The 13,966-nt window shown below is 49.5% G+C and carries 20 protein-coding genes; all 20 read left to right on the top strand.

Annotated features, from left to right (window positions below):
• The first annotated feature begins 10 nt into the window (after positions 1 to 10).
• On the top strand, positions 11 to 568 hold the full coding sequence (gene rplF, locus ABD931_RS13870; RefSeq protein WP_345268071.1) for a 50S ribosomal protein L6: 558 nt from the start codon (positions 11 to 13) through the stop codon (positions 566 to 568).
• Positions 569 to 601: 33 nt separating this feature from the next.
• Complete coding sequence (gene rplR, locus ABD931_RS13865; RefSeq protein WP_345268069.1) at positions 602 to 955, top strand: 50S ribosomal protein L18; 354 nt, start codon at positions 602 to 604, stop codon at positions 953 to 955.
• Positions 956 to 963: 8 nt separating this feature from the next.
• Positions 964 to 1,479, top strand: a complete 516-nt coding sequence (gene rpsE, locus ABD931_RS13860; protein WP_345268067.1) for a 30S ribosomal protein S5 — start codon at positions 964 to 966, stop codon at positions 1,477 to 1,479.
• 15 nt (positions 1,480 to 1,494) lie between these two features.
• Positions 1,495 to 1,674, top strand: coding sequence for a 50S ribosomal protein L30 (gene rpmD, locus ABD931_RS13855; RefSeq protein WP_345268065.1), 180 nt, complete (start codon positions 1,495 to 1,497; stop codon positions 1,672 to 1,674).
• An 11-nt stretch (positions 1,675 to 1,685) separates the two neighbouring features.
• Positions 1,686 to 2,165, top strand: a complete 480-nt coding sequence (gene rplO / locus ABD931_RS13850) for a 50S ribosomal protein L15 (protein WP_345268063.1) — start codon at positions 1,686 to 1,688, stop codon at positions 2,163 to 2,165.
• A 33-nt stretch (positions 2,166 to 2,198) separates the two neighbouring features.
• Complete coding sequence (gene secY / locus ABD931_RS13845) at positions 2,199 to 3,512, top strand: preprotein translocase subunit SecY (RefSeq protein WP_345268061.1); 1,314 nt, start codon at positions 2,199 to 2,201, stop codon at positions 3,510 to 3,512.
• A gap of 14 nt (positions 3,513 to 3,526) precedes the next feature.
• Positions 3,527 to 4,339: a type I methionyl aminopeptidase gene (gene map / locus ABD931_RS13840; protein ID WP_345268059.1), complete on the top strand. Its 813-nt coding sequence runs from the start codon at positions 3,527 to 3,529 to the stop codon at positions 4,337 to 4,339.
• A gap of 7 nt (positions 4,340 to 4,346) precedes the next feature.
• Entirely contained in the window at positions 4,347 to 4,565 is a 219-nt protein-coding gene (gene infA / locus ABD931_RS13835) for a translation initiation factor IF-1 (RefSeq protein ID WP_345249131.1), read from the top strand.
• A gap of 11 nt (positions 4,566 to 4,576) precedes the next feature.
• The gene (gene ykgO, locus ABD931_RS13830) at positions 4,577 to 4,693 is read left to right on the top strand and encodes a type B 50S ribosomal protein L36 (protein WP_018618719.1); all 117 of its coding nucleotides are present in this window, start codon (positions 4,577 to 4,579) and stop codon (positions 4,691 to 4,693) included.
• Positions 4,694 to 4,699: 6 nt separating this feature from the next.
• Positions 4,700 to 5,077, top strand: a complete 378-nt coding sequence (gene rpsM / locus ABD931_RS13825) for a 30S ribosomal protein S13 (RefSeq protein WP_345268058.1) — start codon at positions 4,700 to 4,702, stop codon at positions 5,075 to 5,077.
• Positions 5,078 to 5,162: 85 nt separating this feature from the next.
• The gene (gene rpsK, locus ABD931_RS13820; RefSeq protein ID WP_345268057.1) at positions 5,163 to 5,558 is read left to right on the top strand and encodes a 30S ribosomal protein S11; all 396 of its coding nucleotides are present in this window, start codon (positions 5,163 to 5,165) and stop codon (positions 5,556 to 5,558) included.
• A gap of 97 nt (positions 5,559 to 5,655) precedes the next feature.
• On the top strand, positions 5,656 to 6,261 hold the full coding sequence (gene rpsD, locus ABD931_RS13815) for a 30S ribosomal protein S4 (RefSeq protein ID WP_345268056.1): 606 nt from the start codon (positions 5,656 to 5,658) through the stop codon (positions 6,259 to 6,261).
• 97 nt (positions 6,262 to 6,358) lie between these two features.
• Positions 6,359 to 7,348, top strand: coding sequence for a DNA-directed RNA polymerase subunit alpha (locus ABD931_RS13810; protein ID WP_345268055.1), 990 nt, complete (start codon positions 6,359 to 6,361; stop codon positions 7,346 to 7,348).
• A 65-nt stretch (positions 7,349 to 7,413) separates the two neighbouring features.
• Positions 7,414 to 8,085 carry a 50S ribosomal protein L17 gene (rplQ, locus tag ABD931_RS13805; RefSeq protein WP_345268054.1) on the top strand — a complete coding sequence of 224 codons (672 nt, stop codon included), beginning with the start codon at positions 7,414 to 7,416 and terminating at the stop codon, positions 8,083 to 8,085.
• An 87-nt stretch (positions 8,086 to 8,172) separates the two neighbouring features.
• Positions 8,173 to 9,276 carry a glutamine-hydrolyzing carbamoyl-phosphate synthase small subunit gene (carA, locus tag ABD931_RS13800; protein ID WP_345268053.1) on the top strand — a complete coding sequence of 368 codons (1,104 nt, stop codon included), beginning with the start codon at positions 8,173 to 8,175 and terminating at the stop codon, positions 9,274 to 9,276.
• Positions 9,277 to 9,385: 109 nt separating this feature from the next.
• A complete protein-coding gene (gene eno, locus ABD931_RS13795) occupies positions 9,386 to 10,663 on the top strand; it encodes a phosphopyruvate hydratase (RefSeq protein WP_345268052.1) in 1,278 nt (425 codons plus the stop codon).
• Between the two features lie 74 nt (positions 10,664 to 10,737).
• Positions 10,738 to 11,049, top strand: a complete 312-nt coding sequence (locus ABD931_RS13790) for an FtsB family cell division protein (protein WP_345268051.1) — start codon at positions 10,738 to 10,740, stop codon at positions 11,047 to 11,049.
• Positions 11,050 to 11,100: 51 nt separating this feature from the next.
• The gene (locus tag ABD931_RS13785) at positions 11,101 to 11,634 is read left to right on the top strand and encodes a low molecular weight protein-tyrosine-phosphatase (RefSeq protein ID WP_345268050.1); all 534 of its coding nucleotides are present in this window, start codon (positions 11,101 to 11,103) and stop codon (positions 11,632 to 11,634) included.
• Positions 11,635 to 11,709: 75 nt separating this feature from the next.
• Positions 11,710 to 13,242 (top strand): 2,3-bisphosphoglycerate-independent phosphoglycerate mutase, encoded by a 1,533-nt coding sequence (gpmI, locus tag ABD931_RS13780; protein WP_345268049.1) that lies wholly within the window; start codon positions 11,710 to 11,712, stop codon positions 13,240 to 13,242.
• 91 nt (positions 13,243 to 13,333) lie between these two features.
• Complete coding sequence (locus tag ABD931_RS13775; protein WP_345268048.1) at positions 13,334 to 13,900, top strand: hypothetical protein; 567 nt, start codon at positions 13,334 to 13,336, stop codon at positions 13,898 to 13,900.
• Positions 13,901 to 13,966 lie beyond the last annotated feature (66 nt).

Below are 13,966 nucleotides of genomic sequence, written 5' to 3'. Positions count from 1 at the left end.
AGTTAGCATTATGTCACGCGTAGGAAAGAAAATAATCGCGATACCTTCCGGCGTTTCGTTGTCCGTTGACGACAGCAACGTTGTGACGGTAAAAGGACCGAAAGGCACCCTGACCCAACCGGTTGATCCGGATATTAAGGTTGTAGCCGAAGATGGCCAGATAAAAGTTACCCGCCCAACCGAGCAGAAGCGCCACAAAGCGCTGCATGGCTTATACCGGGCACTGGTAAACAATATGGTTGTTGGTGTGAGTACGGGCTACCGTACCGATCTGGAGATTATTGGGGTAGGTTACAAAGCCTCAGTTACTAATAATGTTCTGGAACTGAACCTTGGCTATTCGCACAACGTGTTTGTAGCTGTGCCGTCGGAAGTAAAAGTAACGGCGGTTACGGAAAAAGGTCAGAACCCGAAAGTAATTCTGGAAGGCATTGACAAGCAACTTATCGGTGATGTAGCCGCTAAAATCCGTTCGCTGCGTAAGGTTGAGCCTTACAAAGGAAAAGGTATTCGGTTCGTCGGTGAGAACGTTCGTCGGAAAGCTGGTAAATCAGCTTCTAAGAAGTAATAAAGTAAGCCAATTTGGTTGGTATCAAATAACATGGCAACAACAAAGCAAGAGAGAAGACAACGGGTTAAATACTCAATCCGGTCTAAAGTATCCGGAACGGCCGAGCGCCCTCGCTTATCCGTTTTTCGTTCGAATAAAGCAATTTATGCTCAATTGATCGATGATGTACAGGGCCGTACGCTGGTAAGTGCCTCATCGCAGGATCTGAAAAGCGAAGTAGAAGGCTTTACGGTAGAGACTGCCAAGAAGGTAGGTCAGCGGCTGGCGGAGAAAGCAATGGCCGGCAACATCAACGCTGTTGTATTCGACCGGAACGGGTATCTGTACCACGGTAAAGTAAAAGCATTGGCCGACGGAGCCCGTGAGGGTGGCCTCAAATTCTAAGCAATAGAATGGTAACGAACGCAAGACCTTCAAAAGTAAACGAGGCTGACCTTAAAGAACGCGTAGTAGCTATCAATCGGGTAGCCAAAGTGGTAAAAGGTGGTCGTCGATTCAGTTTCTCGGCAATCGTGGTGGTTGGAGATGGTAACGGGGTGGTTGGTTTCGGTTTGGGTAAAGCCAACGAAGTAACCGACGCTATTGCCAAAGGGGTAGAAGATGCAAAGAAAAACCTGGTTCAGGTTCCTCTGCTGAAGCATACCGTACCGCACGAAATGCACGGTAAATTCAGCGGTGGTTTCGTGCTGCTGAAGCCGGCCGCTCCGGGAACAGGTGTAATTGCTGGTGGTGCTATGCGTGCGGTTCTGGAAAGTGCCGGAGTCCGCGACGTATTGGCAAAATCCAAGGGTTCATCTAACCCGCACAACGTAGTAAAGGCAACAGTTGATGCTTTATTGAAGATGCGTGCTCCGCATCAGGTAGCTTTCCAGCGTCAGGTATCACTGGCCAAGGTTTTTAACGGGTAAATTTCCGCAGCAAAAATGGCACGGGTAAAAATTACGCAGGTTAAGAGTACAATTAAGCGTCCGCAGACGCAGAAGTTGGCGATAAAGGCGCTGGGCTTAGGGAAGATCAACCGCAGTATCGAGCTGGAGTATAACGACTCGACTGCCGGTGTTATCCGCAAAGTACAGCACTTGGTAAAAGTAGAAGAGATTTAATCAGACGAACAATGAATTTAAGCACCTTAAAACCGGCTAAGGGTTCCGTTAAAGAGCGCAAGCGAGTCGGGCGCGGCCAGGGTTCAGGAATGGGCGGTACATCTACCCGCGGTCACAAAGGGGCCGGCTCCCGGTCTGGTTATAGCCAGAAATTACATTTTGAAGGTGGTCAGATGCCGCTACAGCGCCGGGTTCCAAAGTATGGTTTTAACAACCCGACCCGCGTGGAGTATAAGCCGATTAACCTCGACATTATTCAAACCCTGGTAGAGAAAACAAATGCAACTGTGGTTGATGTTGCGTTGTTACAGAAGAACGGTCTGGCCGGCAAGAACGACCTGATCAAAGTTTTGAACCGTGGTACGTTGACGGCTGCCGTAGAAGTGCAGGCTAATGCATTCTCTGCATCTGCCAAGGAAGCGATTGAAAAAGCAGGCGGTAAAACAACCGTATTACAGCGTTCAGCAAAAGCAGAAACGCCGAATCAATAATTCTGATAAAGGCACCGATCGAACCGATCATTTATGAACCGATTCATCACCACTCTGAAGAATATATTCTCAATAGAGGAGTTGAGAACCCGTATTCTCAACACGCTATTGTTCATCACGGTTTTTCGTCTGGGTACGCACATCGTGCTGCCGGGCGTTGATCCGGATCGCTTAAATCTGCGCCCATCAGGTCTCCTGGGGCTGCTGGATACCTTTCTCGGAGGGGCGTTCAGTAACGCATCTATCTTTGCACTGGGTATTATGCCGTATATCTCGGCCTCTATTGCCATTCAGTTGCTTACGCTGGCGTTACCGTATTTTCAGAAAATGCAGAAAGAGGGTGAGTCAGGTCGTAAAAAGCTGAATCAGATCACACGCGTACTGACCATTTTTGTTACGGCAGTACAGGCTTTAACGTATCTGCGGACTACCATTCCGGCGGAAGCTTTATTGGTTGACCGTGGGTTCTTTACCATTACCTCTGTGTTCATTCTGACTGCCGGAACAATCTTCTGTATGTGGCTGGGTGAGCGCATCACCGACAAAGGCATTGGTAATGGTATCTCCATGCTGATCATGATTGGTATCGTGTCTCGTTTTCCGGGTGCGATTGCCGGAGAGGCCATGTCGCGGGGAACCTCACAATTGCTGATTTTCGTACTGGAGCTGGTGGCACTGTACTTTGTGGTGATGGGAGCTGTGTTGCTGACTCAGGCAGTACGTCGCATTCCGATTCAGTACGCTAAGCAGGTAGTTGGTAATAAGGTGGTTGGTGGACAGCGTCAGTATCTGCCGCTCAAGCTGAATGCGGCTGGTGTAATGCCGATCATCTTTGCCCAGGCGCTGATGTTTATTCCGGCATTTATGGCTGGTTTGTTTGCGGAGAAGAGTGATTTCGCTGCAAACATACAAAGTGTCTTCCAGACCTATACCTCATGGCAGTACAACCTGCTGTTTGCCCTGCTGATTATCATCTTTACGTTCTTTTACACGGCCATCTCGGTAAATCCGAATCAGATTGCCGATGATATGAAGCGCAGTGGTGGATTCATCCCGGGAGTAAAACCGGGCTTGCAGACATCCGAGTATATCGGTACTGTTTTGGACCATATTACATTACCGGGAGCCGTTATGCTGGCGGTAGTAGCTATTTTGCCGGCTATTGCTAACCTGCTCGGTATGACCAGCGGCTTTGCCCAATTCTTTGGCGGTACGTCGTTGCTGATTATGGTTGGTGTGGTATTGGATACGCTCCAGCAGATTGAAAGTTATCTGTTGATGCGCCGGTACGAAGGGTTGATGAAGTCTGGTCGGGTAAAAGGCCGCACTGAAAGTGTGGCTGCCTGAAGTTAGAAGGCACCATGGTATATTTGAAAAGTGATCAGGAAATCGAGTTGATTAGAATCAGCGGAGATCTGCTGGGTCGGGCTCATGCCGAAGTGGCAAAAGTGATTCGGCCAGGTATAACTACGCTGGAACTCGATAAGGTAGCAGAAACGTTTATTAGAGATAACGGCGGTATTCCTTCATTTAAGGGGTATAACAAGTTTCCCGCTTCGCTGTGCATCTCCGTAAACGATGTGGTGGTTCACGGAATTCCTGGTCGCTATGAGTTGCAGGAAGGCGATATTATCTCCATCGACTGTGGCGTTCAGCTAAATGGGTATCATAGCGATAGTGCTTATACATACCCTATTGGTGAAATCACCACAGGCATTCGGAAACTGCTCGTCCGCACAAAAGAGTCCCTTTATCTGGGTGTCGAGAAGGCGGTAGAAGGTAGCCGGATAGGCGATATAGGCTACGCGGTGCAGTCGTATGTGGAGCACTTCGGTTACTCAGTTGTTCGGGAGTTAGTCGGACATGGAGTAGGCAAGAGCTTGCATGAGAGCCCGGAGGTGCCGAACTATGGACGCCGGGGCCAGGGTCCTAAGCTGAAAGAGGGCATGGTGCTAGCTATTGAACCGATGGTGAACTTTGGCCGTAAAGGTATCATTCAGGAGCGTGATGGTTGGACAATTCGGACCGCCGACCGAAAGCCGTCTGCTCATTACGAACATACGGTAGCTGTTCGTAAAGGTAAGCCCGAGATCTTGACTACATTCAAGTACATCGAAGAGGTAACGGCCAATACGAATATGGCGATAATAATGAACGAAAAAACGGCGGCTTAATCCTGATATGGCAAAACAATCCTCGATTGAACAGGACGGCACTATTGTAGAGGCACTTTCCAATGCGATGTTCCGGGTAGAACTGGAAAACAAGCATGAAGTGATTGCGCATATCTCCGGTAAGATGCGAATGAACTACATTAAAATCTTACCTGGTGACCGCGTAAAGCTGGAAATGTCACCTTATGATTTGAGTAAAGCACGAATTGTGTATCGGTATAAATAAGTTTACTGACCATGAAAGTCAAAGCATCGATCAAGAAACGCAGCGAGGACTGTAAAGTGATCCGGCGTAAAGGCAAGCTTTACGTAATTAACAAGAAAAACCCCAGGTACAAACAAAGACAAGGATAATCGTCTATGGCACGGATTGCAGGTGTTGATATTCCGGATCGGAAGCGGGGCGAGATTGCGCTCACGTACATTTTCGGCATTGGCCGGAGCTCAGCTAAGAAAATCTTAACGGGCGCTGGTGTGGATGTAAACAAGAAGGTAAGCGAGTGGAACGATGAAGAGTCAGGTGCTGTTCGTTCGATCATCGCGAATGAGTTTAAAGTAGAAGGTGCGCTGAAATCAGAAGTGCAACTCAACATTAAGCGTTTGATGGACATTGGTTCGTACCGTGGTCTGCGTCACCGGAAAGGTCTTCCTGTCCGTGGTCAGAAGACGAAGAACAACTCTCGTACCCGGAAAGGCAAGCGTAAGACAGTTGCTAACAAGAAGAAAGCAACGAAGTAATTAGTTTGAAGTTCGTAGTTTGTAGTTTGAGGTTGTGGTATAGTTAACTACAAACGTCAAACCACAAACTTCAAACCCTAAGAAAATGGCTCAAGCAAAACGCAAAGACAAAGCGAAAAAAAGAGTAGTAGTTGTTGAGCAGGTAGGCCAGGTACACATCAAGGCTACCTTCAACAACATCATCATATCGGTCACCAATATGAATGGTCAGGTAATTTCCTGGGCATCGGCCGGTAAGATGGGCTTCAGAGGATCGAAGAAAAATACGCCGTATGCCGCTCAAACGGCGGCTCAGAACTGTGCTCAGGTGGCGCATGATCTGGGAATGCGCAAAGCAGAAGTATTCGTGAAAGGCCCTGGTGCTGGTCGTGAATCAGCGATTCGGACCATTCAGAACACGGGTATTGAGGTTATGGCCATTCGTGATCTGACCCCGCTGCCGCATAACGGATGCCGCCCGCCGAAGCGCCGTCGCGTATAATCGTATTTTTCAATCGACTGTAGCAATGAATACGGGCAGGCGACATTAAGTTGTGTCTGTCCATGCAGGTCACTTTATTCATTCTTTTCAAGTACCAATGGCACGTTACACTGGACCAAAAGCCAAAATTTCGCGCAAGTTTGGAGAGCCGATTCTAGGCCCAAGCAAAGCGCTGCAAAAAAAGAATTACGCTCCGGGTATGCACGGGCGCGGCCGCAAGCGCAAGCAATCGGAATACGCTCAGCAGTTGCTGGAGAAGCAAAAAGTTAAGTATATCTACGGAGTTCTGGAGCGCCAGTTCCGGAACATTTTCCACCGGGCCGCTGTTAAAGAGGGAATTACCGGTGAGAACTTGCTCAAATTCTGCGAAGCCCGCCTGGATAATACCATTTACCGCCTGGGTATTGCGCCGACGCGTCGTGCTGCCCGTCAGTTGGTAAGCCATAAGCATATTGTTGTTGATGGAGAAGTGGTAAACATTCCATCGTACGCGCTGCGTCCGGGCCAAACTATTAGTGTTCGCGAAAAATCTAAATCTCTGGAAGCCATTACCACCAGCTTATCGGCACGTAACGCTAAGCGTTACAACTGGCTGGAATGGGATAATCAGCAATATACGGGTAAGTTTATCAGCTACCCAGAGCGTGATCAGATTCCGGAGAATGTCAACGAGCAGTTGATCGTCGAATTGTATTCGAAGTAATTCAGGGGGCAGAACTCAATCGGGTTCTGCCACTTTATGCCATATTGCTGGGATCATTCACTCCATTGGCAGAAAACTGCTGTAAAAACAAAAACGTATGTCAATATTAGCTTTCCAAATGCCCGATAAAGTCGTCATGGAAAAATCCGACGATTTTCACGGGTTATTTGAGTTTAAGCCTCTCGAAAAGGGTTACGGTGTAACGATTGGTAATGCACTCCGTCGGATTCTGCTCTCGTCGCTGGAAGGCTACGCGATCACAAGCGTTAAGTTTCCGGGCGTGCTGCACGAGTTTTCGTCAATCGAGGGTGTTGTTGAGGATGTAACGGAAATCATTCTGAACCTGAAGATGGTTCGCTTTAAGAAGATCTCCGACATGATTGACAACAAAATTACGGTTACTATAAAGAACTCGCCGGTACTGAAGGCGGGGGATATATCAAAGTTCTCGGCATCCTTCGAGGTACTGAATCCTGAATTGGAAATCTGTCACCTGGATGATACGCGTGAACTGGAAATGGAAATTATTGTAGAGAAAGGTCGGGGATATGTGCCGGCCGACGAGCCTCGTGCCAACGAGTTGCCATTCGGTCATATTCCTATCGATGCCATCTATACGCCCATAAAGAATGTTCGCTACAGCGTAGAAAATACGCGGGTTGAGCAGAAGACTGATTATGAGCGTTTGTTGCTGGACATCGAAACGGATGGTTCAATTCACCCGGAAGAAGCGCTGAAAAGTGCGGCTCACATCCTGATTCAGCATTTCATGCTGTTCTCCGACCAAACTATGACTTTCGAGACGGCTAAGCCCGAGGAAGATAATGTGGTAGATGAGGAGATGCTGCATATGCGTAAGCTGCTGAAGACCCCCTTATCTGACCTCGATTTGTCGGTACGGGCCTACAACTGCCTGAAGTCGGCAGATGTGCGGACGCTGGGTGACCTGGTGAGGCTGGAGATCTCGGATATGATGAAGTTCCGCAATTTCGGTAAGAAGTCGCTGACGGAGCTTGAGCAACTTGTTGCAGAAAAAGGTCTGACGTTCGGCATGGACGTTGCAAAATACAGACTGGAAGAGGATTAAATGATCGATTTGGTTAGGCGGCAGGTTGGGAAACTATGCTGCGCCGGCCCTGATTCTAACAAACAATGAGACACGGAAAGAAAGATAATCACCTGAGCCGTACGCACTCGCACCGGGAAGCGATGCTGTCGAATATGGCCGCTTCGCTTATCCTGCACAAGCGTATCGAAACGACTCTGGCAAAGGCGAAGGAACTGCGTAAATACGTAGAACCGATCCTGACCCGGGCGAAAGATGACACGTACCAGAATCGTCGGATTGTGTTCAGAACGCTGAACAATAAAGAGACGATGAAAGAGCTTTTTGGGAATGTGGCGGATAAAATCGCCGACCGTCCGGGTGGTTATACCCGCATTATCAAGCTGGGCAATCGCGCCGGTGATAATGCCGAGACTTGCCTGATGGAACTGGTCGACTTCAACGAAGTGCTGCTGACGGCTGCTCCTGAAAAAGCAACCCGTACGCGCAGGAGCCGTCGGGGTGGTGGACGCAAGGCATCCGAAGGCGGTGCCGAAACGGCTGCTCCTGTTGCAGCTGCTGCAACACCGGCCGCTGAGGCACCTGCTGCCGAAGTAGTAGCCGATGAACCTGCGGCAGCCGATGCTGCGGCAGCCGATGCTGCTGTAGTTGATACGCCAACAGACGCTCAACCCACTGCCGAAGCTGCTCCTGAAGCACCGGCAGCCGACGAAACGACGAACACGGATGATACAACCGATGAGTCGAAGCAGGGCTAATGAAGTTCTTTTCTTATTGATACAGGAGGGGTTAACCGTAAGGTTTAGCCCCTTTTTTTTAACTATTAAACAAACATCGGGCAACACATGAACCTAACACAGCGGGAGGCATTGCTGGTCTTGCAGGATGGTGCAGTTTTTAAAGGCTTGGCACTGGGAAAAATAGGTACGGCTGGCGGAGAAATCTGCTTTAACACCGGCATGACAGGGTATCAGGAAATTTATACGGACCCTTCGTATTACGGGCAGGTAATTGTCAATACGACTTCGCATATCGGTAATTACGGGGTGCAACTTCATTCAGAAGAGGAGTCGGACGGCGTGAAGATCATGGGTATGGTTTGTAACTATTTCTCGCCCATTCACTCCCGCCATACGGCTGATAGCTCCTTACAGGAGTATTTTGAGAAGGCAAATATTGTCGGTATTCACGGAGTAGATACGCGGGAACTGGTACGCCATATTCGGGATAAGGGCGTTATGAACTGCATAATCTCATCTGAAATCCTGGACCCGGAGGCACTGCTGCTGGAGCTAAACAACGTCCCCGATATGGAAGGATTGGAGCTATCGTCGACAGTCTCTACCCGAAACACCTATGAGGTAGGTAGCGAAGATGCCCGGTTTAGAGTAGCGGTGCTTGATTTAGGCATTAAGAAGAGCATTCTGACCAATCTGGCTAATCGGGGTGTATATTGCAGCGTATTTCCGGCCAAGACCTCGTTTGCTGAGCTGGCAGCCTGGAATCCGGATGGGTTCTTTATCTCCAACGGCCCTGGCGACCCGGCGGCTATGCCTTATGCCGTAGAGACGGTGAAGCAGGCGCTGGATACCGATAAACCCTTGTTTGGTATTTGCCTGGGTCACCAGATTTTATCGCTTGCCAGTGGTATCTCAACTTACAAAATGCACAACGGCCACCGTGGTCTGAATCACCCGGTAAAGAACCTGATTACCGGCCGGTGCGAAGTAACGTCGCAGAACCATGGTTTTGCGGTGAGAGCCGACGAGTTGCAGGACCACGGTAAGGTTGAGGTGACACACCTGAACCTGAACGACAAAACCATTGAAGGTATTCGACGGAAGGATAAACCGGCTTTTTCGGTGCAGTACCATCCTGAGGCTTCGCCGGGTCCGCACGATTCGCACTACCTGTTTGATGAGTTCATTAAGTTAATTAAGCAGGCCTAAAAAGTAACTGGGATTTTGTTACTTTGTGCCCGTACATACCATATGCTGCTTCTATAGAAGCAAAAGGCAACCATTATTTTTAGTATAGTTAACCCCCTCCATAGACGCAATGAGTACCATTCAAAGCATTCATGCCCGACAGATTCTGGATTCAAGAGGCAATCCTACCGTTGAAGTTGATGTACGTACCGAGCACGGCTTTCTGGGCCGGGCGGCTGTACCATCCGGTGCTTCGACGGGAACCCACGAGGCTGTTGAGCTGCGCGATAACGACGACAAAGTATACGTTGGTAAAGGCGTATTGAAAGCAGTATCAAACGTAAACGAGTTAATCTTTCCCGAACTGGTTGGGCTTTCAGTATTCGAGCAGGGGGTGATTGACCGGATTATGCTGGAGTTGGATGGTACTTCAAACAAAGGTCATTTGGGCGCAAACGCCATTCTGGGTGTATCGATGGCAGTGGCCAAAGCCGCTGCTCAGGAAGCGGGGCTGCCGTTGTACCGCTACGTCGGTGGTGTGAATGCCAATACACTGCCCGTACCGATGATGAACATTCTGAACGGTGGTAGCCACGCGGACAATTCTATCGATTTCCAGGAGTTTATGGTGATGCCGGTGAGCGCAACGAGCTTTTCGGAATCGCTGCGGATGGGAACGGAAGTATTCCACACCCTGAAAAAAGTGTTGAAGTCGAAAGGGCTCTCTACGAACGTTGGCGATGAAGGTGGTTTTGCGCCGAATATTCAGTCAAACGAAGAGGCCATCCAGGTCGTGTTGCAGGCCATTGAGAAGGCAGGTTACCGGCCCGGTGAAGACATCTTTATCGCGATGGATGCCGCTGCGTCTGAATTCTACGATGCCGAAGCCGGTCAGTACCACTTCAAGAAGTCGACTGGTGATAAGCTGACCTCGTCGCAGATGGCCGGCTACTGGAAAGAGTGGTGCGATAAATATCCCATCATCTCAATTGAAGATGGGATGGGCGAGGATGACTGGGCTGGCTGGAAAGAAATGACCGATCTGCTCCGGAACAAAATTCAACTGGTTGGTGACGACTTGTTTGTAACCAACGTAACCCGCCTGCAACAGGGTATTGATGATAATATCGCCAACGCTATTCTGGTGAAGGTAAACCAGATTGGCTCGCTGACGGAAACCATCGACACCGTAAACCTGGCAAAGCGGAACTCGTACAAAAACATTATGTCGCACCGTTCGGGTGAGACCGAAGATGCTACCATTGCCGACCTGGCGGTAGCCCTGAATACCGGTCAGATCAAAACCGGTTCGGCGTCCCGTTCCGACCGGATGGCGAAATACAACCAATTGCTCCGTATTGAGGAAGAATTAGGCGAAATGGCCTACTTCCCCGGTAAGAAGTTTTAATGTTTAGTCTGTAGTCTGAGGTTTGAAGTTATATGCTCAACTTCAAACCTCAACCTACAAACCTCAAACTAACCATGTGGCAGCGGATTCTTCGTTTCGGTAAGAACTTCTATGTAGCCTCAGGGTTAGGGCTGCTGGTCTGGGTTTTGTTTTTTGATGCAAACGACCTGGTGTCACAAACGCGCCATTGGCTCAAGCTGCGTGAGCTGGAAAGTGAACGAGCCTATTACGAGCAAAAGATTGAGGAGGTAAAAGCGCAGCGGAAAGAAATCCTGGGGAATAACCGTCGTCTGGAGAAATTTGCCCGTGAGAAGTATCTCATGAAAAAATCAACCGAAACGGTTTACGTGATCGTTGACGAAAACAACGAACCCATTGAGAAGTAGTGCCTGGGCCACTGCCTGATATAACCTGTTTACTGCCAACTGCTCACTGCTATGATAAGCGTTCTCTTTGTCTGCCTCGGAAATATCTGCCGATCGCCCGTGGCAGAGGGGGTCTTCCGGATGCTGGTGGAGGAACACGGATTAAGCAGTCAGATTACGTGCGATTCGGCCGGTACCTCCTCGTATCATATTGGTGATCTGCCGGACAGGCGCACTCGCGAAAACGCACTGGAACACGGTCTCACCCTGACCCACCGCGCCCGGCGCATGACCGGCGAGGACCTGGCTCAGTTTGATTATCTGGTGGCTATGGACGAGGCTAATTTTGAGGCTATCCAGAACCTCAGCCATCGGAGCCTGGGTCTGTACAGCGACGAAAATACGTTTCTGCTGCGTGAATTTGATCCGGTCGTAAACGACGAGCCCAGCGTGCCGGACCCTTATTACGAAGATGCTGAAGTATTTGAGCAGGTCTATCAGATTGTGCATCGCTGTTGTCTCCAGTTTTTAACGTACCTCATCGAGCGGCACGAGCTGATTCCTGCCAATGATTCTCCCTCTGCGTCAACATCGGTTCGAAAGTAAATAACCCGATTATGGTATCGCCTGATTCTATAAGAAAGCTGCTGATAAACAGGCCCTTGCTTACTTGATGAGACTATGAACAAGAAAGTTATTCTGATTATTCTCGACGGCTGGGGCATCGCCCAGAAGCCCGATGTTTCGGCCATTGATAAGGCCAACACCCCTTTTTACGATTCGCTGCTGCTTCAGTATCCGCATAGCCGGCTGCAGGCTTCCGGCCTGTTTGTGGGCCTGCCGGAAGGGCAGATGGGCAACTCTGAAGTGGGCCACATGAACCTGGGTGCCGGCCGGATTGTGTACCAGGATCTGGTGAAGATCAACAAAGCGGTAGAAGAGCATACCCTAGACAACGAACCTACACTGGTGGATGCACTGAGCTATGCGAAACAGAACGGTAAGTCCGTGCATTTTATCGGTCTGGTGTCGGATGGTGGCGTACACTCGCATATCAATCACCTGAAAGGGCTGTGTTCAATTGCTGCCAGTCAAGGCTTAACCGACGTCTATGTCCATGCGTTTACCGACGGCCGGGATACGGACCCCCGCAGTGGCATCGGTTTCCTGACAGAACTCCAGCAGCATATGGCATCGAGTACAGGGCAGTTGGCCAGCATCATTGGCCGCTATTACGCCATGGACCGGGATAACCGCTGGGAGCGCGTAAAACTGGCTTACGATGCTATGGTTAATGCGGTTGGGGTGCATACGCAGAATCCTTTAGCGGCCGTTGAAGAATCGTATGATAAAGGCGCAACAGACGAATTCATTAAACCCATCATTGCCGTAAAAGCGGATGGCTCACCCGTGGCTACTATCCAGCCGGGTGATGTGGTGATCTGCTTTAATTTCCGGACCGACCGGGGCCGCGAAATTACGCAGGCGCTGACGCAGCGGGATTTTCCGGAGCAGGACATGCACAAGCTAAACCTGTATTACGTAACCCTGACAAACTACGATAATGAGTTTGTAGGCGTAAAAGTCATATTTGACAAGGATAACCTACAGAATACACTGGGCGAAGTAGTATCAGCAGCCAGTCGGAAGCAAATCCGGATTGCCGAAACCGAGAAATACCCGCACGTTACGTTCTTCTTCTCGGGCGGTCGGGAAACCGTTTTTGAGGGCGAAAAGCGAATTTTATGTCCTTCGCCCAAAGTGGCTACCTACGACCAGAAGCCGGAGATGAGCGCCTACGACATTCGCGATGCTATCGTAAAAGAACTACAGAGCGAGGAGCCGGATTTTATCTGTCTGAACTTTGCCAACACGGATATGGTTGGCCATACCGGCGTGTTTGAAGCTGCCGTAGCCGCTGCCGAAGCCGTTGACAGTTGTGCGAACGAAGTGGTGACTACGGCGCTGGAGCATGGTTATACCTCCATTATCATTGCCGACCATGGTAACGCCGATTACATGATTAACGAAGACGGCACGCCAAACACGGCCCATACTACCAACCTGGTGCCCTGCATTCTGGTGGATAACGAGTACCATCCGCGTTTGCAGGACGGTAAGTTAGCCGATATTGCCCCAACCATTCTGTACCTGATGGGTATTGAAAAGCCAGTGGAGATGACCGGCGATAACCTGATTCTGGCCGATCAGTAAACTCATTGCTGAAAATTAGTGTTGGCACATCAGTGCTGTTCACTTTTGTAACGCACCCTCCGTTTACCAGCGGAGGGTGCTTTTTTAGATTATGAAGCAAGCTTTTGTCCTATTTAGCATTTTCGGATTTCTGACATCCTGTGACAATCCCGCCAAACAATCGCAAACGAACCGCTACTTCGATGTAGCCGGCTATATTCAGCGCCAGATTGATACATTGGCGCAGCAGAAGCCGACGGTCATGAAGCGGCTATTGGTTGAAGGTGAGGTAAACCAGAAACAGGTGAATGATATTAACTGGGGACGAGAACTGGAGCTTTTTCTGCAGGCCGATATCAATAAACCAGCCTACCGCAACAGTTATATAATTAATCAACCGAACCCCCTTACGTGGCAATACCGGCTAAAAGCGGGCGAAAAACTGCCTGTACAGGCCTTAACGGTTGTACTGGATTCGCTTTACCGTAAACCCTCCCGTATTGAAGCGCTACTGGTAACCGATAACCCGCTGTATCAATCAGAACGTCGTTTGCTGTTGGAAAGTGATGCCGGTGCCGGCCAGCACTGGCAACTCAGACATTACCGCATCGACGGTTTTCAGCAACTGACCTTCTTTGATCGCAATACTTTTTCGGTAGAGGGAAGGGTGGTTGAATGAATGATGAATGTATAATGATGAACGATGAATGGGCTGACGCGTCCTTACGCTGCTGCTGCTATGAAG

Origin of the sequence: Nibrella viscosa, assembly GCF_039541875.1 — a bacterium.
In the GTDB taxonomy this organism is placed as follows: Bacteria; Bacteroidota; Bacteroidia; order Cytophagales; family Spirosomataceae; genus Nibrella; species Nibrella viscosa.
Note: the sequence above shows the minus strand (reverse complement) of the source record. Positions and strands in the feature narration are given on the sequence as shown.

What these genes read in the sequence shown, in the direction of transcription:
- rplF (WP_345268071.1), top strand. Translation starts at nt 11, where the DNA reads ATGTCACGCGTAGGAAAGAAAATAATCGCGATACCTTCCGGCGTTTCG.
- rplR (WP_345268069.1), top strand. Translation starts at nt 602, where the DNA reads ATGGCAACAACAAAGCAAGAGAGAAGACAACGGGTTAAATACTCAATC.
- rpsE (WP_345268067.1), top strand. Translation starts at nt 964, where the DNA reads ATGGTAACGAACGCAAGACCTTCAAAAGTAAACGAGGCTGACCTTAAA.
- rpmD (WP_345268065.1), top strand. Translation starts at nt 1,495, where the DNA reads ATGGCACGGGTAAAAATTACGCAGGTTAAGAGTACAATTAAGCGTCCG.
- rplO (WP_345268063.1), top strand. Translation starts at nt 1,686, where the DNA reads ATGAATTTAAGCACCTTAAAACCGGCTAAGGGTTCCGTTAAAGAGCGC.
- secY (WP_345268061.1), top strand. Translation starts at nt 2,199, where the DNA reads ATGAACCGATTCATCACCACTCTGAAGAATATATTCTCAATAGAGGAG.
- map (WP_345268059.1), top strand. Translation starts at nt 3,527, where the DNA reads ATGGTATATTTGAAAAGTGATCAGGAAATCGAGTTGATTAGAATCAGC.
- infA (WP_345249131.1), top strand. Translation starts at nt 4,347, where the DNA reads ATGGCAAAACAATCCTCGATTGAACAGGACGGCACTATTGTAGAGGCA.
- ykgO (WP_018618719.1), top strand. Translation starts at nt 4,577, where the DNA reads ATGAAAGTCAAAGCATCGATCAAGAAACGCAGCGAGGACTGTAAAGTG.
- rpsM (WP_345268058.1), top strand. Translation starts at nt 4,700, where the DNA reads ATGGCACGGATTGCAGGTGTTGATATTCCGGATCGGAAGCGGGGCGAG.
- rpsK (WP_345268057.1), top strand. Translation starts at nt 5,163, where the DNA reads ATGGCTCAAGCAAAACGCAAAGACAAAGCGAAAAAAAGAGTAGTAGTT.
- rpsD (WP_345268056.1), top strand. Translation starts at nt 5,656, where the DNA reads ATGGCACGTTACACTGGACCAAAAGCCAAAATTTCGCGCAAGTTTGGA.
- ABD931_RS13810 (WP_345268055.1), top strand. Translation starts at nt 6,359, where the DNA reads ATGTCAATATTAGCTTTCCAAATGCCCGATAAAGTCGTCATGGAAAAA.
- rplQ (WP_345268054.1), top strand. Translation starts at nt 7,414, where the DNA reads ATGAGACACGGAAAGAAAGATAATCACCTGAGCCGTACGCACTCGCAC.
- carA (WP_345268053.1), top strand. Translation starts at nt 8,173, where the DNA reads ATGAACCTAACACAGCGGGAGGCATTGCTGGTCTTGCAGGATGGTGCA.
- eno (WP_345268052.1), top strand. Translation starts at nt 9,386, where the DNA reads ATGAGTACCATTCAAAGCATTCATGCCCGACAGATTCTGGATTCAAGA.
- ABD931_RS13790 (WP_345268051.1), top strand. Translation starts at nt 10,738, where the DNA reads ATGTGGCAGCGGATTCTTCGTTTCGGTAAGAACTTCTATGTAGCCTCA.
- ABD931_RS13785 (WP_345268050.1), top strand. Translation starts at nt 11,101, where the DNA reads ATGATAAGCGTTCTCTTTGTCTGCCTCGGAAATATCTGCCGATCGCCC.
- gpmI (WP_345268049.1), top strand. Translation starts at nt 11,710, where the DNA reads ATGAACAAGAAAGTTATTCTGATTATTCTCGACGGCTGGGGCATCGCC.
- ABD931_RS13775 (WP_345268048.1), top strand. Translation starts at nt 13,334, where the DNA reads ATGAAGCAAGCTTTTGTCCTATTTAGCATTTTCGGATTTCTGACATCC.